General features: G+C 75.0%; 18 protein-coding genes and 3 pseudogenes. 9 read left to right on the top strand and 12 right to left on the bottom strand.

Annotated elements, in window-relative coordinates; all coding sequences use genetic code 11:
- Positions 1 to 17 precede the first annotated feature (17 nt).
- The 5 genes from ACGFZL_RS23890 to ACGFZL_RS23910 form a co-directional block, all read right to left on the bottom strand.
- Complete coding sequence (locus ACGFZL_RS23890; protein WP_393694541.1) at positions 18 to 1,496, bottom strand: glutamate-cysteine ligase family protein; 1,479 nt, start codon at positions 1,494 to 1,496, stop codon at positions 18 to 20.
- 134 nt (positions 1,497 to 1,630) lie between these two features.
- A complete protein-coding gene (locus ACGFZL_RS23895; RefSeq protein ID WP_355171876.1) occupies positions 1,631 to 2,158 on the bottom strand; it encodes a peptidylprolyl isomerase in 528 nt (175 codons plus the stop codon).
- Positions 2,159 to 2,188: 30 nt separating this feature from the next.
- Positions 2,189 to 3,208, bottom strand: coding sequence for a type I glyceraldehyde-3-phosphate dehydrogenase (gene gap, locus ACGFZL_RS23900; protein WP_393694543.1), 1,020 nt, complete (start codon positions 3,206 to 3,208; stop codon positions 2,189 to 2,191).
- 161 nt (positions 3,209 to 3,369) lie between these two features.
- Positions 3,370 to 4,326 (bottom strand): GlxA family transcriptional regulator, encoded by a 957-nt coding sequence (locus ACGFZL_RS23905; RefSeq protein WP_393694545.1) that lies wholly within the window; start codon positions 4,324 to 4,326, stop codon positions 3,370 to 3,372.
- Between the two features lie 30 nt (positions 4,327 to 4,356).
- Positions 4,357 to 5,235, bottom strand: coding sequence for an SGNH/GDSL hydrolase family protein (locus tag ACGFZL_RS23910; protein WP_355171870.1), 879 nt, complete (start codon positions 5,233 to 5,235; stop codon positions 4,357 to 4,359).
- Positions 5,236 to 5,537: 302 nt separating this feature from the next.
- Here ACGFZL_RS23910 and ACGFZL_RS23915 point away from each other — a divergent pair, with 302 nt between their 5' ends.
- From ACGFZL_RS23915 to ACGFZL_RS23925, 3 genes are all read left to right on the top strand, one after another.
- Positions 5,538 to 7,070: an MFS transporter gene (locus tag ACGFZL_RS23915; protein WP_393694776.1), complete on the top strand. Its 1,533-nt coding sequence runs from the start codon at positions 5,538 to 5,540 to the stop codon at positions 7,068 to 7,070.
- Between the two features lie 123 nt (positions 7,071 to 7,193).
- Positions 7,194 to 7,730 (top strand): kinase, encoded by a 537-nt coding sequence (locus ACGFZL_RS23920; RefSeq protein WP_355171868.1) that lies wholly within the window; start codon positions 7,194 to 7,196, stop codon positions 7,728 to 7,730.
- A gap of 59 nt (positions 7,731 to 7,789) precedes the next feature.
- Positions 7,790 to 8,296, top strand: coding sequence for a TspO/MBR family protein (locus tag ACGFZL_RS23925; protein WP_393694547.1), 507 nt, complete (start codon positions 7,790 to 7,792; stop codon positions 8,294 to 8,296).
- Between the two features lie 6 nt (positions 8,297 to 8,302).
- Here the strand turns inward: ACGFZL_RS23925 and ACGFZL_RS23930 are convergent, their stop codons facing one another.
- Positions 8,303 to 8,827: a DUF6328 family protein gene (locus ACGFZL_RS23930; RefSeq protein WP_393694549.1), complete on the bottom strand. Its 525-nt coding sequence runs from the start codon at positions 8,825 to 8,827 to the stop codon at positions 8,303 to 8,305.
- Between the two features lie 109 nt (positions 8,828 to 8,936).
- Here ACGFZL_RS23930 and ACGFZL_RS23935 point away from each other — a divergent pair, with 109 nt between their 5' ends.
- Together ACGFZL_RS23935 and ACGFZL_RS23940 are read left to right on the top strand one after the other, a co-directional pair.
- Complete coding sequence (locus ACGFZL_RS23935) at positions 8,937 to 9,446, top strand: nuclear transport factor 2 family protein (protein ID WP_393694551.1); 510 nt, start codon at positions 8,937 to 8,939, stop codon at positions 9,444 to 9,446.
- Positions 9,447 to 9,482: 36 nt separating this feature from the next.
- On the top strand, positions 9,483 to 10,277 hold the full coding sequence (locus tag ACGFZL_RS23940; RefSeq protein WP_393694553.1) for an alpha/beta fold hydrolase: 795 nt from the start codon (positions 9,483 to 9,485) through the stop codon (positions 10,275 to 10,277).
- Here the strand turns inward: ACGFZL_RS23940 and ACGFZL_RS23945 are convergent.
- Complete coding sequence (locus ACGFZL_RS23945) at positions 10,264 to 11,139, bottom strand: SDR family oxidoreductase (protein ID WP_393694778.1); 876 nt, start codon at positions 11,137 to 11,139, stop codon at positions 10,264 to 10,266. The two genes, ACGFZL_RS23940 and ACGFZL_RS23945, sit on opposite strands and share 14 nt — an antisense overlap.
- A 156-nt stretch (positions 11,140 to 11,295) precedes the next feature.
- A pseudogene (locus ACGFZL_RS23950) lies at positions 11,296 to 12,117 on the bottom strand (urea transporter); the annotation flags it as partial.
- Positions 12,118 to 12,282: 165 nt separating this feature from the next.
- Between ACGFZL_RS23950 and ACGFZL_RS23955 the strand changes: the two are divergent.
- Together ACGFZL_RS23955 and ACGFZL_RS23960 are read left to right on the top strand one after the other, a co-directional pair.
- Positions 12,283 to 12,525, top strand: a complete 243-nt coding sequence (locus ACGFZL_RS23955) for a DUF6411 family protein (protein WP_355171858.1) — start codon at positions 12,283 to 12,285, stop codon at positions 12,523 to 12,525.
- Positions 12,526 to 12,592: 67 nt separating this feature from the next.
- The gene (locus ACGFZL_RS23960; RefSeq protein ID WP_393694555.1) at positions 12,593 to 13,786 is read left to right on the top strand and encodes an acyl-CoA dehydrogenase family protein; all 1,194 of its coding nucleotides are present in this window, start codon (positions 12,593 to 12,595) and stop codon (positions 13,784 to 13,786) included.
- 53 nt (positions 13,787 to 13,839) lie between these two features.
- Here the strand turns inward: ACGFZL_RS23960 and ACGFZL_RS23965 are convergent.
- From ACGFZL_RS23965 to ACGFZL_RS23975, 3 genes and pseudogenes are all read right to left on the bottom strand, one after another.
- A pseudogene (locus ACGFZL_RS23965) lies at positions 13,840 to 14,781 on the bottom strand (ABC transporter ATP-binding protein); the annotation flags it as partial.
- Positions 14,769 to 15,083, bottom strand: a pseudogene (locus tag ACGFZL_RS23970) (ABC transporter substrate-binding protein); the annotation flags it as partial. The pseudogenes ACGFZL_RS23965 and ACGFZL_RS23970, both read right to left, overlap by 13 nt.
- 181 nt (positions 15,084 to 15,264) lie before the next feature.
- Positions 15,265 to 15,357, bottom strand: coding sequence for an Ms4533A family Cys-rich leader peptide (locus tag ACGFZL_RS23975; protein WP_355171846.1), 93 nt, complete (start codon positions 15,355 to 15,357; stop codon positions 15,265 to 15,267).
- A gap of 136 nt (positions 15,358 to 15,493) precedes the next feature.
- Here ACGFZL_RS23975 and ACGFZL_RS23980 point away from each other — a divergent pair, with 136 nt between their 5' ends.
- Complete coding sequence (locus tag ACGFZL_RS23980) at positions 15,494 to 16,417, top strand: LLM class F420-dependent oxidoreductase (protein ID WP_393694558.1); 924 nt, start codon at positions 15,494 to 15,496, stop codon at positions 16,415 to 16,417.
- Positions 16,418 to 16,517: 100 nt separating this feature from the next.
- On the top strand, positions 16,518 to 18,695 hold the full coding sequence (locus ACGFZL_RS23985) for an FUSC family protein (RefSeq protein ID WP_393694560.1): 2,178 nt from the start codon (positions 16,518 to 16,520) through the stop codon (positions 18,693 to 18,695).
- Here ACGFZL_RS23985 and ACGFZL_RS23990 read toward each other — a convergent pair.
- Positions 18,638 to 19,729 carry an AI-2E family transporter gene (locus ACGFZL_RS23990; RefSeq protein WP_393694562.1) on the bottom strand — a complete coding sequence of 364 codons (1,092 nt, stop codon included), beginning with the start codon at positions 19,727 to 19,729 and terminating at the stop codon, positions 18,638 to 18,640. The two genes, ACGFZL_RS23985 and ACGFZL_RS23990, sit on opposite strands and share 58 nt — an antisense overlap.
- Between the last annotated feature and the right edge of the window lie 42 nt (positions 19,730 to 19,771).

The raw sequence follows: 19,771 nt of genomic DNA on the forward strand, positions 1-19,771 counted from the left end.
TTCCTCCCCGTCGCCGGTCACTCCACCGGCCAGGTGTGCACCGGGGCGTTGAGATGCATGTACTCCAGGTACTGCTGGGTCATCCGGCGCAGCGCCTCGTGCCGGCCCGCGCGGTTCGCGGCGTCGAGGTGGTGGACCATCTCCTTCTGCCAGACCGCGCCGTTGCGGCCGGTGACACAGCGCTGCTCGATCACCCCGAGCAGCGGCTCCCGCCACGCCGCGTCCATGCCGGACAGCTCCAGGCCCCGGTGGGCCAGCGGCAGCAGCCGCCGCAGCACCAGCTCGGCCGCCGGCACCTCGCCCGTGCCCGGCCAGTACAGCAGCGCCTCGATGCCGTGCCGGGCCGCGGTGTGCAGGTTCTCCTCGGCCGCCGAGAAGGACATCCGGGTCCACACCGGCCGCTCCTCCTCCACCAGGGCGCGGGTCAGCCCGTAGTAGAAGGCGCCGTTGGCGAGCGTGTCGGCGACGGTCGGCCCGGCCGGCAGCACCCGGTTCTCCACCCGCACGTGCGGGACGTCGTTCGCGACCGCGTAGACGGGGCGGTTCCAGCGGTAGATGGTGCCGTTGTGCAGGGTCAGCTCGCCGAGGTCGGGGACGTCCCCGCGGTCCAGCGTCTGTGCCGGGTCCTGGTCGTCGCAGAGCGGCAGCAGGGCCGGGAAGTAGCGCAGGTTCTCCTCGAAGAGGTCGAAGACGCTGGTGATCCACCGCTCGCCGAACCAGACCCGCGGCCTGACGCCCTGCGCCTTGATCTCCTCGGGCCGGGTGTCGGTGGCCTGCTCGAACAGCGGGATCCGGCTCTCGTGCCACAGCTCCTTGCCGAACAGGAAGGGCGAGTTGGCGGCGAGCGCCACCTGGACGCCGGCGATGGCCTGAGCCGCGTTCCAGTACGCCGCGAACTCCTCCGGCGCCACCTGGAGGTGGAACTGCGTGCTGGTGCACGCGGCCTCCGGGGTGATGGTGTCCGCGTACGTCCGCAGCCGGTCCACGCCGTCCACCTCGATGCGCAGGTCCTCGCCGCGGGCCGCGAAGACCTGGTCGTTGAGGAGCCGGTAACGAGGGTTCTCCGACAGCGACGCCTCGCCGACGTCCTGCTGGCGCAGGGTGGGCAGGATGCCGATCATCGCCAGGCGGGCGCCGACGGACCGGGCCCGGTCGTCCGCGTGGTTCAGGGCGGCGCGGATCTCCGCCTCCCAGGAGTCGGGGCCGCCGGCCGTCAGACCCCGGGGCGGGATGTTGATCTCCAGGTTGAACCGGCCCAGCTCGGTGGACCAGGCGGGGTCGGCGATGGCCTCGAGGGCGTCGCTGTTGCACATGGCCGGCTCGCCGTCGGCGTCCACCAGGTTCAGCTCGATCTCCAGGCCCACCTGGGGTCGGCCGGTCTCGAACCGGTCGTCGCGCAGCAGCTGGGCGAGGGCGTCGAGGCACTGCTGCATCTTGGTCCGGTAGCGGCGGCGGTCCTCGCGAGTGAAGACCATCGCCGGGACGTCCCGTCCCATCGGTCCTCCCGGATTGCCTGCCGCGGACGCCGTACCACCCCAGCGTCGCACCACCGGGCGGCCCTCACCAGGCGGGCGGGGGAGACGGGTCGGGCGCGGCGCCCCCGTCGGAGGGGACGCCGCGCCCTGAAGGCTCAGCCCTTGCTGACGAAGCCCTGGCCGGACTCGCCGACGACGCCCGAGTCGCGGACCGTGATCTTGGCCGAGGTGCGGCCCGACTGGGAGCCGTAGCCCTCGATCTTGTCGACCACGTCGGTGCCCTCGACGACCTTGCCGAAGACGACGTGCTTGCCGTCCAGCCACGGCGTGGCGACGGTGGTGACGAAGAACTGCGAGCCGTTGGTGTTCGGGCCCGCGTTCGCCATGGAGAGCAGGTACGGGGTGGTGTGCTTGAGCTGGAAGTTCTCGTCCGCGAACTTCTCGCCGTAGATGCTCTTGCCGCCGATGCCGGAGCCGTGGGTGAAGTCACCGCCCTGGAGCATGAACTGCGGGATGACGCGGTGGAACGGGGAGCCCTTGTAGCCGAAGCCGTGCTCGCCGGTCGCCAGCTCCAGGAAGTTCTGGGCGGTCTTGGGGGTGACGTCCGCGAAGAGCTCGAAGACGATGCGGCCCGCGTCCTGGCCGTCGATGTCGATGTCGAAGAAAACAGTGGGATTGCTCATCGGACCATTGTGACGCCCCCGCTCCGCAGGTCACGCACCGCCCCGCCCGTCCCCCGGCGCGGCGAGCAGTTCCAGGGTGTCCACGACGCGGTTCGAGAAGCCCCACTCGTTGTCGTACCAGGCGACCACCTTGACGTGCCGGCCGTCCACCCGGGTGAGCGCCGAGTCGAAGACGGCGGAGGCGGGGTTGCCGACGATGTCCGAGGAGACCAGCGCGTCCTCGGAGTACTCCAGGACGCCGGCCAACAGGCCCTCGGCCGCCGTGCGGTAGGCGGCCAGCACGTCCTCGCGGGTCACCTCGCGGGCGACGGTGGTGTTCAGCTCCACCAGCGAGCCGACCGGCACGGGCACCCGGATCGAGTCGCCGGACAGCCTGCCGTCCAGCGCCGGCAGCACCAGGCCGATCGCCTTGGCGGCGCCGGTCGTGGTCGGCGCGATGTTGACGGCGGCGGCCCGGGCGCGGCGGGCGTCGCGGTGCGGGCCGTCCTGGAGGTTCTGCTCCTGGGTGTAGGCGTGCACGGTGGTCATGAAGCCGTGCTCGACGCCGGCCAGGTCGTCGAGGACCGCGGCCAGCGGCGCGAGCGCGTTGGTGGTGCAGGAGGCGTTGGAGACGACGGTGTGCAGCGCCGGGTCGTACGCGCCGGTGTTGACGCCGTAGGCCAGGGTGACGTCGGCGCCGTCCGAAGGGGCGCTGACCAGCACCTTGCGGGCGCCCGCGTCCAGGTGGACGCGGGCGGCCTTCGCCGAGGTGAAGCGGCCGGTCGACTCCAGGACGACGTCCACGCCGAGCTCCGCCCACGGCAGCCGGGCCGGGTCGCGCTCGGCGAGCACGGCGATGCGGCGGCCGTCGACCACGAGGGCGTCGGCCTCGGCGGTCACCGGGCGGCCCAGCCGGCCCGCGGTGGAGTCGAAGGCCAGCAGCCGGGCCAGCGCGGCGGGCTCGGTCAGGTCGTTGACGGCGACGATCTCCAGGTCGCTGCCGCGCTCCAGCAGGGCGCGCAGCACGCCCCGGCCGATGCGGCCGAATCCGTTGACGGCGATGCGAGTCATGTGTGGTGTCCCTTCGTCTCCCGGTCCGCGTGACCCGTTCCGGGTGCCGGATCCGGTGGCCGGCGGCTCCCCACCAGGCTCGCCCGCCGGGTACGGCGGCGGCAGCGGCGGCAGTGCCATGGTTCGCAAGGATCGCGCCAGCCGCCGCCGGCCGAGGGGCGCTACTCGCCGCCGGCGAAGGTGCGCCGGTACTCGCTCGGCGAGGTGCCGAGGACGCGCTGGAAGTGCAGCCGCAGGTTGGCGCCGGTGCCGAGGCCGACCTCGGCGGCGATCTGCTCCACGCCGCGCCCGGAGCGCTCCAGGAGTTCGCGGGCCCGGTCGACGCGGGCGCGCAGCACCCACTGCATCGGCGTGTAGCCGGTGTCCTCGGCGAACCGCCGGGAGAAGGTGCGGGGTGACACCGCCGCGTGCCGGGCGAGGACGTCGAGGCCGAGGGGTTCGCCGAGCCGGTGCAGGGCCCACTCCCGGGTGGCGGCGAAGCGCTCCCCGAGCGGCTCGGGCACGCTGCGGGGCACGTACTGGGCCTGGCCGCCACTGCGGTAGGGGGCCGCGACCAGCCGCCGGGCCGCGTGGTTCGCGGCGGCCACGCCGAGGTCGCCGCGCAGGATGTGCAGGCACAGGTCGATGCCGGAGGCGGCGCCGGCCGAGGTGAGCACGCCGCCCTCGTCGACGAAGAGGACGTTCGGGTCGACACGGACGCGCGGGTACCGCTCGGCGAGGGCCCGCGTGTAGTGCCAGTGGGTGGTGGCGCGCCGGCCGTCGAGGAGGCCGGTGGCGGCGAGCGCGAAGGCGCCGGTGGAGATGGCGGCGAGCCGCGCGCCCCGCTCCCGGGCCGCGACCAGCGCCGCGAGCACGGCCGGCGGCGGGGTGTCGCGGTCCGGGAAGCGGTAGCCGGGCAGGAAGACCAGGTCCGCCCAGGCGAGCGCCGCCAGGCCGTGCGCCACGTGGTACGACAGCCCGTCGCCCCCGGTCACCGGCCCCGGCGCCGCGCCGCACACCCGCACCTCGTACGGCATGCTGGCGCGGGTGGTGAACACCTGCGCAGGGATGCCGACGTCGAGCGGCTTGGCCCCGTCGAGGACGAGGACGGCGACGCGGCGCGGGCGGGAGGCTGACACGCGGTCAGCGTACGTCCACGCGGGCCGGCCTCAGCCCAGGCCGAGGACGGCGCGGGTCTGCTCGGCCATCCGGCGCTCGCCGAGCGCGTTGGGGTGGACGGGGACGACGTTGGTGCCGAACAGCAGGGGCTCGATCCACCGGGTGCCGGCCGGCGCGCAGGCGTCGTGGCCCTCGGACGCCCGGGAGACGTCGACGTAGGTGGCGCCGGTCTCCTCGGCGGCCCGCCGGACCGCGTCGTTGAGGTGGGCCTGCAGGGAGCGCAGGTAGGGCACGTCGCCGGCGGCGATCGGCAGCTTCACGAAGCAGGACGGGTCGGCGGCGGCCGGCACGATCCACGGGTAGCCGAGGGCGGCCACCCGGGCGCCCGGCGCCTTGGCCCGTACGGCGCTCAACGCGGCCTTGAGCGCGGGGTAGGTGTTCGTCTCGACCTGGTCCTCGAAGGCCGAGCCGTTCTTGTCCTTGCAGGGGCTGCCCTTGCCGCCGCTCAGCACGCCCGCGCTGCCGCACGCCAGGATGGCGTTGATGAAGGTGCCGTTGTCGTTGCCGCCGATGGTGAGGGTGACCAGGTCGGTGTCCGCGTTCAGCGCGTTCACCTGCGGGGCGACGCCCGGGTACTGGGACTGGGTGAAGTCCTTGGTCTGGGCCGCGCCGCAGGTGACGTCCTTGAGGTGGGCGCCGGTGGCGGCGGCGAGGACGTGCGGGTAGTTGGCGGTGGAGCGCAGGCAGAGCAGGTTGCTCAGGTCCACGGGCAGCACGCCGGAGCCGGCGCTGTAGCTGTCGCCCAGGGCGACGTAGTCCAAAGGCGCGGGGGCGGCGTGGGCGGCGGGGGTGCCGCTGAGGCCGAGGGCCAGCGCGCCGAGGGCGGCGGCTGATGTGGTCATGACACGGCGCGCGGCATGCTTCGGCATGTGCTCTCTCTTCCGGGAGCTGGGCACGGGTGACGTGGGTGCGGCGGCATCGCTTGTTACCAAGCGGTTCTACCGTTAAGTAATGTGCACAGCGCAGTAACATCCCGTCAACAGGCCGGACATGACTTCCTGACGGCCCTCATCCGCTCCCGTCGCCGGCGCCCCCGCGGGAGACCCGGCTGGTGATGCGGCCCCGCGCGACCGGGCGCAGACTTGAGGGCGTGAGTAGCACCGACTCCCGACGTGGGGACGGCACCGGCGCGGTGCGTCAGGTGCCGCAGCAGACGCTCGCCCTCGCGGCCATGCTGTTCGCCGTCGCGATGACCTTCATCGACCAGACCATCGTCGCCATCGCGGCCCCCGACATCGTCCGCGAACTCGGCCTGTCCACCTCGGGGATGCAGTGGGTGGTCAACGCCTACCTGCTGTCCCTGGCGGCGTTCTTCGCGCTGGGCGGGCGCCTCGCTGACCTCCTCGGACCCCGGCGGATCGTGGTCGTGGGCACCCTGGTCTTCGTCATCGCCTCGGTGCTGTGCGGCTGCGTGCCCAAGGGCGACTTCGCGCAGACCTGGCTGATCGTCTTCCGGGCCGTCCAGGGCCTCGGCGCTGCCTTCCTCTTCCCGGCCGCCCTGGCCGTGGTGGTGGCCGTCTTCCCGGTGGAGCGCCGGGGCCGCGCCCTCGCCCTGTTCTTCGGCCTCTCCGGCGCGCTGACCGCCGTGGGGCCGCTGCTCGGCGGGTGGCTCACCGGGTGGACCTGGCGGGCGGTCTTCTGGGTCAACGTGCCCGTGGCGATCATCGCGCTCGTCCTCACCGCGCTGGCGCACATCCCCGACCGGCGCAGGTCGGGCACCCTGGACACCCGTGGCGCGGTCCTCATCGCCCTCGGCATGGGCCTGAGCGTGCTGGGCTTCCAGCAGGCGTACGCCTGGGGCTGGGACAGCGTGTTCACCTGGCTGTGCGTCGTGGGCGGCCTCGCCGTGCTCTACGCCTTCACCCGCTACGAACGCACCGTCCGCCACCCGCTGATCGACCTGAGGGTCTTCCGGGACCGGGCGTTCACGATGGACGTGGTCGTGCTCTTCTTCGCGATGCTCGCCTTCGTGCCGGTGTTCTTCTTCGCCTCCGTCTACGCCCAGGTCTCGCTGAGCGCCTCGCCCGACCAGGCGGCCCTGTTCCTGCTGTACTTCTTCGTCGGCTTCGCCATCGCCTCCCAGTGGGGCGGCCGGATCCTGGACAGCCGGGGAGCGCGGCCCGCGCTGCGCATCGGCACCGCGCTCGGCGCGGTCGGCTTCGCCCTGTGGGCGGCGAAGATGACCGACCTCTCGATGCACGACCAGTGGCCCTACGCGGCCCTGGCCGGCGCCGGCATCGGCTTCATCCTCGCCCCCGCCTCCACGGACGCGGTCAACCGGGCCATCGGCGCCTCCTACGGCGAGGTCACCGGCATCACCCAGACCGTGCGCAACTACGCGGCCAGCGTGGGCCTGGCGGTGTACGGCGCGGTGCTCACCCATGTGAACACCGACAAGGTGACGGACACGCTCACCGGCCGCGGGGTGCCGCCGGGGCAGGCCCGCGGGGTGGCGCGGGACATCACCGAGTCCGTCACCGGCAACGGCGACGCGGCCCCGCCCACCGGCACGGGCCCGGCCGCCGACGCCATGCGGGACGCCATGGCGGCCGTACGCCTGGACTTCGCCGAGGCCAACCGCTGGGTCTTCTACGGCATGGCCGTCGCCCTCGCGATCGCCTTCCTGTGCGCCCGCTTCCACCCGGGCGGCCGGGTGGACGGCCGGGAGCCCACGGAGGCACCCATGGCGAGGGCCACCCGCTGACCCGACCGCCCGGTGCGTCTTCGGGCCGCGCGCCCCGACGACGACCCCGGCTGCCCCCGTGCGCCCCCACCGGCGTCCGCGGACGGCCCGTCGGCGCCCGTGCGGGCCGGTAGCGTGCCGGAGATGAGGGTGGGCAGCGACACGACGCGGCTGATCGTGCTGCGCGGGAACAGCGCCTCGGGCAAGTCGTCCGTGGCGGCCGGCGTCCGGGACCGGTTCGGGCGCGGCCTCGCCCTGGTCGGCCAGGACAACCTGCGCCGCATCGTGCTGCGCGAGCGGGACCGGCCGGGCGCGGCGAACATCGGCCTCATCGACCTGACGGCCCGTTACGCGCTGGACGCCGGCTACCACGTCGTCCTGGAGGGCATCCTCTACGCCGACCACTACGGGGACATGCTCACCCGGCTGCGCGCGGACCACCGCGGCCCCACCCACGGCTACTACCTCCACGTCCCCTTCGCCGAGACCCTCCTGCGGCACGCCACGAAGCCGATCGCCGACGACGTCGACGAGGCGCAGCTGCGCGCCTGGTACCGGCCGCGCGACCTGCTGCCCGGCGGCGGCGAGACGGTCATCGAGGCCGACAGCCGCCTCGCGGAGACCGTGGAGCGGGTCATGAAGGACACCGGCCTGGCGGACCTGCCGCCGCTGGAGCCCTGACGGGCGGTGCCGAGGGGATCCCGACGGGTGCGGCGGGCCCCACCGGGTAGCCGCCCGGCATGAAGCTCACGCGTGGCAACCCTTCGGCCTCGCCGGTCCGCCGGCGCCTCACCTACGGGGCCGCCGCGGCCGTGGTGAGCGGGTGCGCCGCGGTCGGGGCCCGGGCCACCGGCCCCTCGACCGACTGGTACGCCGCCCTGGACAAGCCCCGATGGCAGCCGCCCACCTGGGCCTTCCCGGCGGTCTGGACGCCGCTGTACGCCACCCTCGCCTGGAGCGCCGGCCACGCCCTGAACGAGAGCCGGGGTCCCGGTGAGCGGCGGGCGGTCGCCGCCGCCTTCGGCGCGGACCTGGCCCTCAACGCGGCCTGGACCTGGCTGTTCTTCGGCCGCCGCAGCACCACCGCCGGGGTCTGCGGCACCCTGCTCCTCGACGCCGCCAACGTCGGCCTGCTGCGCCGGCTGGCCCGCACCGACCGCAAGGCAGCCGCCGCGCTGGTGCCGTACGCCGCGTGGTGCGCGTTCGCCACGGCGCTCGGCGCGGACATCCACCGCCGCAACCGGTGAGCGGCGCTACGCCTCGTCCGGTTCCGGGCGCCGGGCCGCGCGGCGGCGCAGCCACAGGGGCAGCGCGTACCAGGACAGCACGAACCACAGCATGACCACGCCGACGAGGAGTTCGGCCAGCAGACCGGGCACGACGACGTGCAGGATCAGCAGCAGGGCGCAGCCGAGGGTGAGCGCCAGCAGCGCCATCCCGCACATCATGAACCGGTGCGCGATCTCCACCGTCTCGTCCTTCATGCGCTGGCCGGAGAGGAAGCGGTGGATCGAGACCGGCGCGATCAGGGCCGCGGTGGCCGAGGCGCCGAAGACCACGGTCAGCACGTAGACGACATGGTCGAAGGTGTCCAGGCCGTGGAAGCGGGGCGTGAAGGCGACGCTCAGCAGGAAGCCGAAGAGGATCTGGACGCCCGTCTGGGCGACCCGGGTCTCCTGCATGATCTCGTTCCACCGCCGGTTGACCCGCTCCCGCGGCGACTCCTCGGCGTCCAGCCCCTCCGGCGCCGGCGTGGCCGGTCTCGCGGTCATGGCCATGTAAACCTCCCGTAATAGAAAGTTCAAATGCCCACTTCCGGCGGGTGCATGCCGTCCCTCGGCGGCGCACCCTTGACCTCGACTCCGGTCGAGGTCGGAGGCTGGTCGCATGGACGCCACAGAGACGACCGAAGAGATCCAGGACGTGCGGCGGCGGCTGCGCACCCTGACCGACCGCGCCGAGATCGCCGACCTGCTCGACCGCTACCTGCGCTCCCTGGACGACGGCGTCATCGACGACGCCTGGGGCCGCGCCTTCCACACCGAGGACGTCACCGCCCGGATGCCCGTCGGCACCGTCCAGGGGCGCGAGGCCGTGGTGGACCGGGTGCGGCGGGGGATGGCGCTGTTCGACAGGACGGTGCACCTGGGCACCAACGCGGTCATCGAGGTCGACGGCGACCGGGCCACCGCCCGGGGCGCGCAGCTGAGCACCCACGTCCTCGCGGACGGCACCCCGGGCGTCTTCGTCTCCGCCGGCCACACCGACACGGAGCTGACCCGGACGGCCGACGGCTGGCGGATCTCCGCCACCACCCTGACGGTGGTGTGGACCCGGGGCACCCCGCCCCGCCTCCCCGAGGACATCGCACCGGCACCCGGCACCGCCGGGCGCTGACCAGCGGGCGAGCAAGATCATGGCAAGCTGGCCCGTATGACGTCAGCCGAGCCGGACGAGCCCCGCGAGCCGGTGCGCGCCGCCCTCACCGTGGCCGGGCGCCGCCTGTCCTACCTGGACTTCGGCGGCCCCGGCCGCCCCCTGCTCGCCCTGCACGGGCACTTCGGGGAAGGCCGCACCTTCACCCGGCTGGCCCGGGACCTGGGCGAGGAGTGGCGGGTGATCGCCCCCGACCAGCGCGGCCACGGCCGCTCCGACCGCCCCGCCGACTACACCCGGGCCGGCTACGTGGCCGACGCCGCCGCCCTCCTCGCCCATCTCGGCCTCACCGGCGTCGTCGTGCTCGGCCACTCGCTCGGCGGCGTCAACGCCTACCAGCTCGCCGCCCGCGACCCCGCCCTGGTCCGGGCGCTGGTCGTGGAGGACATCGGCGCCGAAGTCCACGACGACCTGTCCTTCAGCCTCTCCTGGCCGCACCGCGCCCCCACCCGGGCGGCGCTCCTCGACCGGCTCGGCGACTCGGCGCCCCACCTGGCCGACGCCGTGCGCGAGCACCCCGACGGATGGGGCCTCGCCTTCGACCCGAAGGACATGAACGCCTCCCAGGAGCGACTCAACGGCGACCACTGGACGGACTGGCTCGCCGGCGACTGCCCCGCGCTGCTGGTGCGCGGCAGCCGCAGCACGGTCCTCGACGCCGGCCTCGCGCGGCGGATGACGGAGCGGCGGCCCGGCACCCGGCTGGTCGAACTCGACGCCGCGCACGGCGTCCACCAGACGGTCCCGGACGCGTTCGCCGCCGAGGTGCGGCGGTTCCTCAGCGCCCTGTGACGCGCCCCTCGACTCCGGCGGACCCCAGGATGCCCGTCGCCGTGAACGGCTCGGCCGCCTGGAGGCGGGGCAGTTCGCGGCGCGAGAGCGAGGTGACGACCGCCGGCATCGCGGCCCGCACCAGCTGCGTGGAGCGCAGCCACCCGGGCACGTACACCGCGGCCCGGCGCCGCTCCGCCGCGTCCACCAGCCGGCTCGCCACATGGGCCGCGGAGTACATCCGACGCGCGGGCGGCGGCATGTGCCGGCGCAACTCGCGCAGCACCGCGTGCTCGTCGGCGTCGCGCACCATGTCGGTGTCCGTCCAGTTGATGTAGGCGATGCCCACGCCCACGTGCCGGTGGGCCAGTTCGGCCCGCAACGCGTGCGCGAACGCCTCCGCGCCCGCCTTCGAGGCGCAGTACGCGCTCATCATCGGCGCCGCGCCGATCGCGGCGAGGGAGGCCACCTGGAGGAAGTAGCCGCGGGTGGCGAACAGGTCGGCCAGGAAGGCCCGGGCGGTGATCGCGCTGCCCGTCAGGTTGACGTCCACGACCCGGCGCCAGACGGCCGGATCGGTCTCGTGGAAGGGCCCGCCCTCGGCCACGCCCGCGTTGGCGACGACCACGGAGGGCCGGCCGAGGCGTTCGCGTACGTCGTCGGCGGCGCGGGCCATCGCCTCGTCGTCCCGCACGTCCGCCCGGCAGCACACACTCGGCCCCGGCAGGGTCTCGGCCGTCCGGGCCAGCGCCGCCGGGTCCCGGCCGAGCAGCGCCACCGCCGCGCCCCGCGCCGACAACTCCCGGGCCAGGGCCGCGCCCAGACCGCGGGTCGCGCCGGTCACCACGGCGACCCGGCCGCGCAGCGGACTCACCTCCGCCATGCCGGCGCTCCTCTCCGCGCGGGCCGCCCGTCCGCCCTGCCCACGGTAGCCGCGGGCCCCGGGATCCGCCCCTCCGGTCAGGCGCGGGAAGGACCGGGCGGCCAGCAGGAAGGCGAGGGTGGTGAGGATGAAGGGCCAGGTGAGGGCCCGGCCGCCGGAGGGCGCGAGCAGCGCGGCGACCGCCGGGGTGACGGCCGTCGCGGTCACCGCGCCGAGCAGCGCGTAGAGCAAGGTGGCCCGGGTGGCGGCCAGCAGCGCCCCGCACAGCGCGAGGGCGACGAGGACCGCGTTGCAGCCCAGGGTGCCGTCGGCCACCCGGGCGGCCGGCGCGCCCAGCGCCCAGGCGGTCAGCAGGCCGGCCGCGCTGCCGCAGCAGGCGACCAGGCCCGCCGTCCGGCTGGCCAGGAAGACGCCGGCGAGCAGCAGCGCCCCGAGGTGCCACTGGTCCAGGAAGAAGACCTGGGAGACGTTGCGGAAGAACGCCCGCCCCGCCTCCGCCAGGGTGAGCACGGTCGGACCCGGGACGGCGGGCGGGGCGCCGGCCGGGTTGATGCGCGGCAGCGCGGGCGCGGCCAGGACCAGCGCGCCCGCCAGCAGGCAGTAGGGCAGGGTCAGCGACGGCAGGTCCCAGGCGGCCAGCAGCCGGACCGCGGCCGCGGTGACGACGGTGACCACCACACTCCCGGTCAGCGCGAGCAGCGCCGTGGCGGGCCGGTCGGCCTCCAGGAGCACCGCGCAGCACAGGGCCAGCAGGAAGGAGTTGAAGCCCTCCAGGCCCGGTTCCAGGCGCCCGCGCCCGACTCCCAGCAGGCGCGCGGTGGCCGTGCCCACCAGGGCGCCCCCGAGCCCGTACGCGCCGTACCGCCAGTCGGCCGCGGCCAGCGCCAGGCAGACGACGGCGCCGGCCCGCGCGTCGGCCAGCAGCACCACCTGCGACGGCCCGCGCAGTACCTGCGCGGCGAACCCGGTGCCTCGCACGCCCCCACCTCTTCACTGTTTCCGCACAGCGGTATCTGAATTCCGTCATACGGTACCGGGTTGTCGAGCCGCGCAGGGCTCGGCGGCGGAGGGCGAGCGTGCCGCCCGCCAGAAGGGGCACAAGCAACGGCACCGCACCACCGCCCCGAACCCAGGAGAAATGTCATGGTCATCGCAGGCATCCTCGCCTTCTGCGTCCTGCTGGCGATCCTCGCCTTCGTGCTGCCCCGGCTCTCCCGGCATCCGCAGAACGGCGCGCAGCGCACACTCGGCGCCGGTTCCCGGGCCGGCGCCAAGGCGCCCGGCGTACTCGGGAAGCTCTTCAGCAAGCCCTTCAGCTCCAGCTCCCGCGCCGTGGGCCACAGCGGCTCCGCCGGCCGCAAGGCTCGCGGGCGGATGCCCTTCTAGTCCGCTTCCGGATCTTCGGTGCGTCGCCCCGAGGCATCGCGCGACGTGATCGTGGAAGGAGGGGGGCATGACTGATCGCACGCATGAACCGGCCTCCCACGACTTCTACGACTTCGAGGGCGCGCTGCCCGACGACGAGCGCAAGATCCTCGACCGGACCCGCCGGTTCATGCGCGAGGAGGTCGCCCCGCTGGTCAACGAGGCGTGGACGGCGGGGCGCTTCCCCCTCGAACTGGTCGCCCGCTTCCGCGACAGCGGCCTCGCCGGGCTGTCCTACGAGGGATACGGCGAGCACCGCCCCGCCGTCAGCCACCTGCTGACCGGGATGATGGCGATGGAGATGAGCCGGGTGGACGCCTCGGTGGCGACCTTCTTCGGCGTCCACAACGGCCTCGCCATGTACGCGGTCCACTCCGGCGGCGACGAGGAGCAGCGCGAGCGCTGGCTGCCCGGCATGGCCGCGATGGACACGATCGGCGCGTTCGCCCTGACCGAGCCGCTGGACGGCTCCGACGTGGCCGCCGGCATGCGCACCACCGCCCGGCGCGAGGGCGACGAGTGGATCCTCGACGGCGCCAAGCGCTGGATCGGCAACGCCACCTTCGCCGACCTCGTCGTGGTCTGGGCACGTGACGTCGAGGACGACCAGGTCAAGGGGTTCGTGGTCGGCAAGGACGCCCCCGGCTTCACCGCGCGCCGCATCGAGAACAAGACCTCCCTGCGCATCGTGGAGAACGCCGACATCACCCTGCAGGGCGTCCGGGTGCCCGAGCGCGACCGGCTCCAGAACGTCGCGTCCTTCCGCGACGTCGCCGAGGTGCTGCGGGCCACCCGCAGCGGCGTAGCCTGGCAGGCCCTCGGCGTGATGATCGGCGCCTACGAGGCGGCCCTGGCCTACGCGCACGAGCGGGAGCAGTTCGGCCGCCCGCTGGCCGGCTTCCAACTCGTGCAGGACCTGCTCGTCAAGTGCCTCGGCAACATCACCGCCTGTTGGGGCATGCTGCTCCAGCTCGCCCGGCTCCAGGACGCGGGCGTCTTCAAGGACGAGCACTCCTCGCTGGCCAAGGCCCACGTCACCGCGCGGATGCGCGAGGTCGTCGCCTGGGCGCGGGAGATCTTCGGCGGCAACGGCATCGTGCTCGACTACGACGTGGCCCGCTTCTTCGCCGACGCCGAGGCCATCTACTCGTTCGAGGGCACCCGGGAGATGAACACCCTCATCGTCGGCAAGGCGGTCACCGGCGAGAGCGCCTTCGTCTGAGCGCCCGAGCCCGGTCCGCCCGCACCTCGCCGGTGCGGGCGGACCGCGGAGTCTCAGACTCCGGCCGCCTCCCTGCGCTCAGCCCTTCGTCGCGCCGCCAGCGCCGGGTCGGGGGACGGCACGGCGGCCAGCAACCGCCGGGTGTAGGCGTCGCGCGGCGCCCCGTACACCTCCTCCGCCGGGCCGCACTCCACCACCCGGCCCCGCCGCATCACCGCCAGCCGGTCGCTGACCTGCCGCACCACGGCCAGGTCGTGGGCGATGAACACCAGGGCGAGCCCCAGCTCCCGGCGCAACTCGTCGAGCAGCGCGACCACCTGGGCCTGCGTCGTGACGTCCAGCGCCGAGACCGGCTCGTCGCAGACCAGCACCCGGGGCCCGGCGGCGAGCGCGCGGGCGATGCCGACCCGTTGCCGCTGGCCCCCGCTGAACTCGTGCGGGTAGCGGTCGTGGTGCCCGGCCTCCAGACCGACCCGCTCGAGCAGCTCCGCCACCCGCTCCCGCACCGCCGGATCCCGCTCCCCGCGGGCCCGCAGCGGGTCGGCGACCGACTCGCCCACGGTGCGCCGGGGGTTGAGGGAGGAGACCGGGTCCTGGAACACCATCTGCACGTCCGGCCGCACCCCGCTCACCGGCACGCCGTCCCGCAGCACCCGGCCGGCCGTCGGCGGGAGCAGCCCCACCAGCATCCGGCCCAGCGTCGTCTTCCCGCTGCCGCTCTCGCCCACGACGCCGAGCGTCTCGCCCCGGCGGACCTCCAGGGACACGCCGTCGACCGCCGTGAACGCCCTCGGCCCGCGCCCGAAGACCCGGCGCAGCCCGTCGGCGGCCAGCACCACCGGCGCGGTCTCCCCGGATCCCCCGGCCGCCTCCGCCGGGCCCCGCCGCCGGGGCACGTCCACCCGGGGCACCGCCTTCAGCAGCCGCCGGGTGTACGGCGCGGCCGGCGCGCCCAGCACCTCGCCCACCGGGCTGTGCTCGACCGCCCGGTGTCGGTGGCGAGGTCCGGCACCACCTTGGCGCCCTCGGCGCCGTTCTCCCGGTTGCGGGTCGTCAGGGTGCGGAAGACCAGGGAGGGGATGTTGCCGCCGCCGGAGGTGTACAGGCGCGCGGGGTCGAAGTCCTCCTGCGGGTCGGCGTTGAGCACGCTGAGCGTGACGCCCTCGTGGGGCGCGGTGTCGGCGTCGCCGGACTTCGCGTCCTGGTCCTCGGGCCCGCACGCGGCGGCACCGGCCGTCACGAGCAGGCTGACGGTCAGCGCGGCGGCGGCGCGCGATCTGCGGGACGGATGACGCATCGGAGGACGACCTCTCGGACGAGCCGTCCCGGATCTCGGGACGGCGGTGACACAGGGGAAGGGTGTGGCGGACGGCACGGCTCCGGGCGCGGGGCGGAGCAGCGCGACCACGAGGCGACGAAATGCTGAACGGGCGTGCGCCAGGCACCGGGAAAGGCGCCGCGCGCGCCGGAGGCGGACGTCAGCGACAGAGGATGTCGGCCACGCAGAGCGGGGTCACGCCGATCAGCGCCAGCTCGATGGCGGCGCGTGCGGAGGCGTGCTGGGACGACATGCGCTGAACCATGACCGAACGTGCGAGCGATGTCAAAGCACGTTCGGCCGGAACGGCGCCGGCACTTGGAACGCCGACACATGCTTGTCACAAACGACGGGGAATCGGCCGCGGGGCCCGCCCGGTTCCCGTAGTCATGACTATCGGAGTGGCGCTGCACACGACGGACACCGAGAACCAGATCGACGCCACCGTGGAACTGGCGAGGCAGGCGGCGGACGCCGGAATCCGCTCGGCCTGGTTCGGCCAGACCCTCGGCGCCGACTCACCCCAACTCGCCGCGATCGTCGGCCGGGAGGTGCCGGAGCTGCAGGTGGGCACCTCCGCGATCCCGATCGTCGGCCGCCACCCGCTCACCGTGGCCTCCCAGGCCCTCACCGCGCAGGCGGCCACGCACGGCCGCTACCACCTCGGCATCGCGCTGGGCAGCAAGCTGATCGGGGAGGGGGCGTTCGGCCTCCCCTTCGAGCGGCCCGTCGCCCGGCTGCGCGAGTTCCTCACCGTGCTGCGCCAGGTGACCGGCACCGGCACGGCCGACTTCCACGGCGAGCTGATCACCGCCGGCACCCCCGTGCCGGCCGTCGTGCCGGGCGCCGACGACGGGGTGCCGATCCTCGTGGCCGCGATGGGCCCGCAGGCCCTCAAGGTCAGCGGCGAACTCGCGGACGGCATCCTGCCCTACCTCGCCGGGCCCCGCGCCCTGGAGGAGCACATCGTCCCGGCCGTCACCGCCGCCGCCGAGGCCGCCGGACGCCCGGCGCCGCGCGTGGTGGCCCTGGTGCCCGGCGTGGTCACCGACGACGTGGCCGGCGTCCGCGAGAAGGCGGCCGGACAGCTGGCCTTCTACGAGCAGATCCCCTCCTACGCCCGGTCCATCGAGGCATCCGGCGCCCGGCGCGCGGTGGACCTGGCCGTGATCGGCGACGAGCGCGCGGTCGCCGAGGAGGTGCGCCGCTACCGGGACGCCGGTGCCACCGAGGTGGCGTTCTCCCTGACCGACCTCGCCGGGGACGCCGACCGGCTGCGCACCTGGGCCCTGCTGGGGGAGCTGGCCGGCTGAGCCGCCGGAGTCGTGCGCGGGGCGCCGGTGCCGACAATGGAGGTACGGCGGCGGGGCGGTGCCCCGGGCGGGGGCCGCGGGGCCGCGGGAAGGAGCCGCCATGCCGACGCGGTCGTCGTCCCCCGAGCGCGCGCCGGCCGCGCGGCGGGCGGTGCGGGTCACCGCCGCCGCGAGCGCCGTCTTCTACCTGGCGGTGTACGTCCTCGACGCGCCGGTCGGCGGGCTCTACGGCTTCTTCGCGCCCGTCGCGCTCGGCATCCTGTCCCCGCTGCCCGGCTCCGGCCGCGACCGCGCGCTCACCGTGCTGCGGGTGCTGCCCGCCGCCCTCGCCCTCACCGCGCTCGGCACCGCCCTCGCCGTGGCCACGGCGCCGGCCGTCGCGGGGATGGTCGTCGTCGGCTTCGCGCTCGCCTTCGGAGGCGCCCTCGGCCCGGCCGCCGCCGGCGCCGCGCCGGGGCTCCAGCTGTTCTACATCCTCGCCTGCTTCCCGCCGTACGTCCCGGACGCCCTGCCCGAACGGCTGCTCGGCCTGCTCACCGGCGGCACCCTGCTGGCGCTGTGCGAGTGGCTGCTGCTGCCGGCGCCCGCCGCGGTGCGCTACCGGCACAGGGTCGCCGCCGCGCTGGAGACCGCCGCCCACGGCGCGCGGGCCGCGGCGGCCGGCGGCCCGGCCGACCCCGCCCTGGCCCGGGAGCTGTGCGCGGCCGGCCAGCGGCTGCGGCTCTCCCGGCTGCCGCCCGCCGTGCGTCCCACCGGCGCCGGGCGCACCGCCCGCGGGCTCGCCCAGACCGGCTCCGCCACCCGGCGGCTCCTCGACCAGCTGGCCCGGACCGCCGGGTGCCCCGCCCCGCCGCCGGACCGCGACCTCGCCTCGGCGACGCTGCTGCACGGTGTCGGCGCGGAGTGCGCCGCCATGGCGCGCGACCTGCGGGGCCGGGGCCCCGTGGCCGGCCCCGAGGCACTGGAGGAGATGGTCGCGGAGTTCCTCGCCGCCCGCGCCCGGGCGGCGCTCGCGGAGCGCCCCCCGCCGCCGGACGTCCTGCGCCGGCAGGCCGCCGTGCTCGCCACCGCGTCCTCGGCCGTCACCGCCCGGACCGCCCTGTCCGTCGCGCTGGGCGGCCAGCGCGAGGTGGCCGGGCTGCCGGCCGAGCAGTTCTGGTACGCGGCCCCCTCCTCGGCCCGGCTGCTGCTGCGCCGCCTCGCCGGCAACCTGACGCCCCGCTCGGTGGTGTTCCAGAACGCGGTGCGCACGGCCCTCGGGCTCGGCGTCGCACGCCTGGTCGCCGGCTCCCTCGACCTGTCCCACGGCTTCTGGGTGCTGCTCGCCGTGCTGACCCTGGGCCGCACGACGGCCGGCGCCACCTGGTCGGCGGTGCGCTCCGCGGTGGCCGGCACCTTCGCCGGGGCGCTGGCGGCGGCCGGCCTCGCGCTGGGGGCGGGCGGGGCCACGGAGGTGTACGCCGCGGCCCTCGTCCCGGTGATGCTGCTGGCCTTCACGGTGGGCCCGGTGGCCGGTGTCGCCTGGGCGCAGGGGCTGTTCACCCTCGTCGTCTCCACCGCCTTCGCCCAGCTGGAGCCGATCACCTGGCACATCGGCGAGGCGCGCGCGGTGGACGTCCTCACGGGCTCCGCCGTCGGCCTCCTGTGCGGCGTCCTGGCCTGGCCCGCGGGCGCCGCCCCCGAGGTCCGCCGCGGCATGGCCGCCCTCCTCCGTCAGGCGGCCGCCCTGCTCCCGGCCACGGTGACGACGACCCTCGCCCCGCCGCCGGCACCCGGCTCCGCAGGGGACCCGTGGCGGACCCTGCACCGGCTCCGGCTGGCCGAGGCCGCCTACGCGCAGCTCCGGTGCGAGCCCGGGCGTGGGCGGGGGCGGCCCGAGCGGGACTGGTCCGCCGCGCTGAACTGCGGCGTCCACACCCTGGTCGGCGCCTACTGGCTGCCCCGCGCCCCGGTGGCCGGCGCAGTGCCCGCCGACGCGGTCCGGTGGGCGTGCGCGGCCGCCGGGTCGACGGCGGCGCACATGGCCCGGGCCGCCGCCTTCCCGCCGGGCGGCGTCCGGCCGCGCCCGCCGCGCGTGCCGGCGACGGTGGAGTCGGCGGTGCCGCCGGGCGTGCTCCCGGTCCTGATGGACGTGGAGAACTGGCTGGCGACCCTGTCGGCCGACCTCGCGGCCATCAGCGAGGGCGCGACCGGCTCCGCTCAGGGCTCGACCGGCCCCGCTCAGGGCTCGACGGGCGCCGGCTCCCCGGGCGGCTCGGTCAGCTGGTCCCGTACGTAGCCCCAGACCACGGCGATCAGCGCCGCCGCCGGCACCGCCAGCAGGCTGCCCACCACGCCGGCCAGGTTGCCGCCCAGCGTCACCACGAGCAGCACCACCGCCGCGTGCAGGCCGAGCCCGCGGCTCTGGATGATCGGCTGGAAGACGTTGCCCTCCAGCTGCTGCACCACCACGATGATCGCCAGCACGATCAGCGCGTCCGTCACCCCGCCCGACACCAGGGCGATGAGCACCGCGACGAACCCGGCGAACAGCGCCCCCACGATCGGCACGAAGGCGGAGACGAAGGTCAGCACCGCCAGCGGCAGCACCAGCGGCACGTTCATGATCCACAGGCCGAGCCCGATGAACACCGCGTCGAGCAGCCCGACCAGCGCCTGCGAGCGGACGAAGGCACCCAGCGTCTGCCAGCCGCGCCGGGCCACCACCGGCACGTCGGTGGCGAGCCGGCCCGGCAGCTGGCGGGTGAGCCAGGGCAGGAAGCGCGGCCCGTCCTTGAGGAAGAAGAACATCAGGAAGACCGCGAGGACCGCGGTGACCAGGCCGTTCACCACGGAGCTGACGCCGGTGGCGACCGTGGTCAGCGTGGCGCCGAGGCCGTCCTGGGCGCGCGCCATCGCCGAGTCGACGGCCTTGTCCACCTGGTCGTCGCCTATGTTCAGCGGCGGCCCGGCCGCCCAGTCGCGCAGCCGCTGCACGCCCTCGGCGACCCCGTCGGTCAGCTGGTCGGTCTGCGAGGCCATCGGCACCGCGATCAGCGCCACGATCCCGGCGGCGACCAGCAGGAACCCCACGGTCACCACGGACGCGGCCAGGGCCGGCGGCCACCCCCGCCGGCGCAGGAACCGGGCCGCGGGCCAGGTCAGCGTGGTCAGCAGCAGACCCAGCACGAGCGGCCACACGACCGACCACATCCGGCCGAGCAGCCACAGGGTCACCGCGGCCATGGCGAGGACCAGCAGCGTGTCGAGACTGACGCGAGCGGTGGTGCGCAGCGCGCCGCGGGTGCGCGCGGAATCCAGGGTGGCAGACATGCGCGTCACCCTAAGGGGCGCACTCGATCACGCGTGCGATGC

Origin of the sequence: Streptomyces sp. NPDC048182 (assembly GCF_043202555.1) — a bacterium.
Taxonomy (GTDB): domain Bacteria; phylum Actinomycetota; class Actinomycetes; order Streptomycetales; family Streptomycetaceae; genus Streptomyces.

Excerpts from the sequence above, each read along its gene's own strand:
- ACGFZL_RS23980 (WP_393694558.1), top strand. The coding sequence starts at position 15,494 with ATGACTATCGGAGTGGCGCTGCACACGACGGACACCGAGAACCAGATC.
- ACGFZL_RS23985 (WP_393694560.1), top strand. The coding sequence starts at position 16,518 with ATGCCGACGCGGTCGTCGTCCCCCGAGCGCGCGCCGGCCGCGCGGCGG.
- ACGFZL_RS23890 (WP_393694541.1), bottom strand. The coding sequence starts at position 1,496 with ATGGGACGGGACGTCCCGGCGATGGTCTTCACTCGCGAGGACCGCCGC.
- ACGFZL_RS23990 (WP_393694562.1), bottom strand. The coding sequence starts at position 19,729 with ATGTCTGCCACCCTGGATTCCGCGCGCACCCGCGGCGCGCTGCGCACC.
- ACGFZL_RS23960 (WP_393694555.1), top strand. The coding sequence starts at position 12,593 with ATGACTGATCGCACGCATGAACCGGCCTCCCACGACTTCTACGACTTC.
- ACGFZL_RS23930 (WP_393694549.1), bottom strand. The coding sequence starts at position 8,827 with ATGGCCATGACCGCGAGACCGGCCACGCCGGCGCCGGAGGGGCTGGAC.
- ACGFZL_RS23935 (WP_393694551.1), top strand. The coding sequence starts at position 8,937 with ATGGACGCCACAGAGACGACCGAAGAGATCCAGGACGTGCGGCGGCGG.
- ACGFZL_RS23955 (WP_355171858.1), top strand. The coding sequence starts at position 12,283 with ATGGTCATCGCAGGCATCCTCGCCTTCTGCGTCCTGCTGGCGATCCTC.
- ACGFZL_RS23920 (WP_355171868.1), top strand. The coding sequence starts at position 7,194 with ATGAGGGTGGGCAGCGACACGACGCGGCTGATCGTGCTGCGCGGGAAC.
- ACGFZL_RS23895 (WP_355171876.1), bottom strand. The coding sequence starts at position 2,158 with ATGAGCAATCCCACTGTTTTCTTCGACATCGACATCGACGGCCAGGAC.
- ACGFZL_RS23925 (WP_393694547.1), top strand. The coding sequence starts at position 7,790 with ATGAAGCTCACGCGTGGCAACCCTTCGGCCTCGCCGGTCCGCCGGCGC.
- ACGFZL_RS23945 (WP_393694778.1), bottom strand. The coding sequence starts at position 11,139 with ATGGCGGAGGTGAGTCCGCTGCGCGGCCGGGTCGCCGTGGTGACCGGC.
- ACGFZL_RS23940 (WP_393694553.1), top strand. The coding sequence starts at position 9,483 with ATGACGTCAGCCGAGCCGGACGAGCCCCGCGAGCCGGTGCGCGCCGCC.
- gap (WP_393694543.1), bottom strand. The coding sequence starts at position 3,208 with ATGACTCGCATCGCCGTCAACGGATTCGGCCGCATCGGCCGGGGCGTG.
- ACGFZL_RS23915 (WP_393694776.1), top strand. The coding sequence starts at position 5,538 with ATGCTGTTCGCCGTCGCGATGACCTTCATCGACCAGACCATCGTCGCC.
- ACGFZL_RS23910 (WP_355171870.1), bottom strand. The coding sequence starts at position 5,235 with ATGCCGAAGCATGCCGCGCGCCGTGTCATGACCACATCAGCCGCCGCC.
- ACGFZL_RS23975 (WP_355171846.1), bottom strand. The coding sequence starts at position 15,357 with ATGTCGTCCCAGCACGCCTCCGCACGCGCCGCCATCGAGCTGGCGCTG.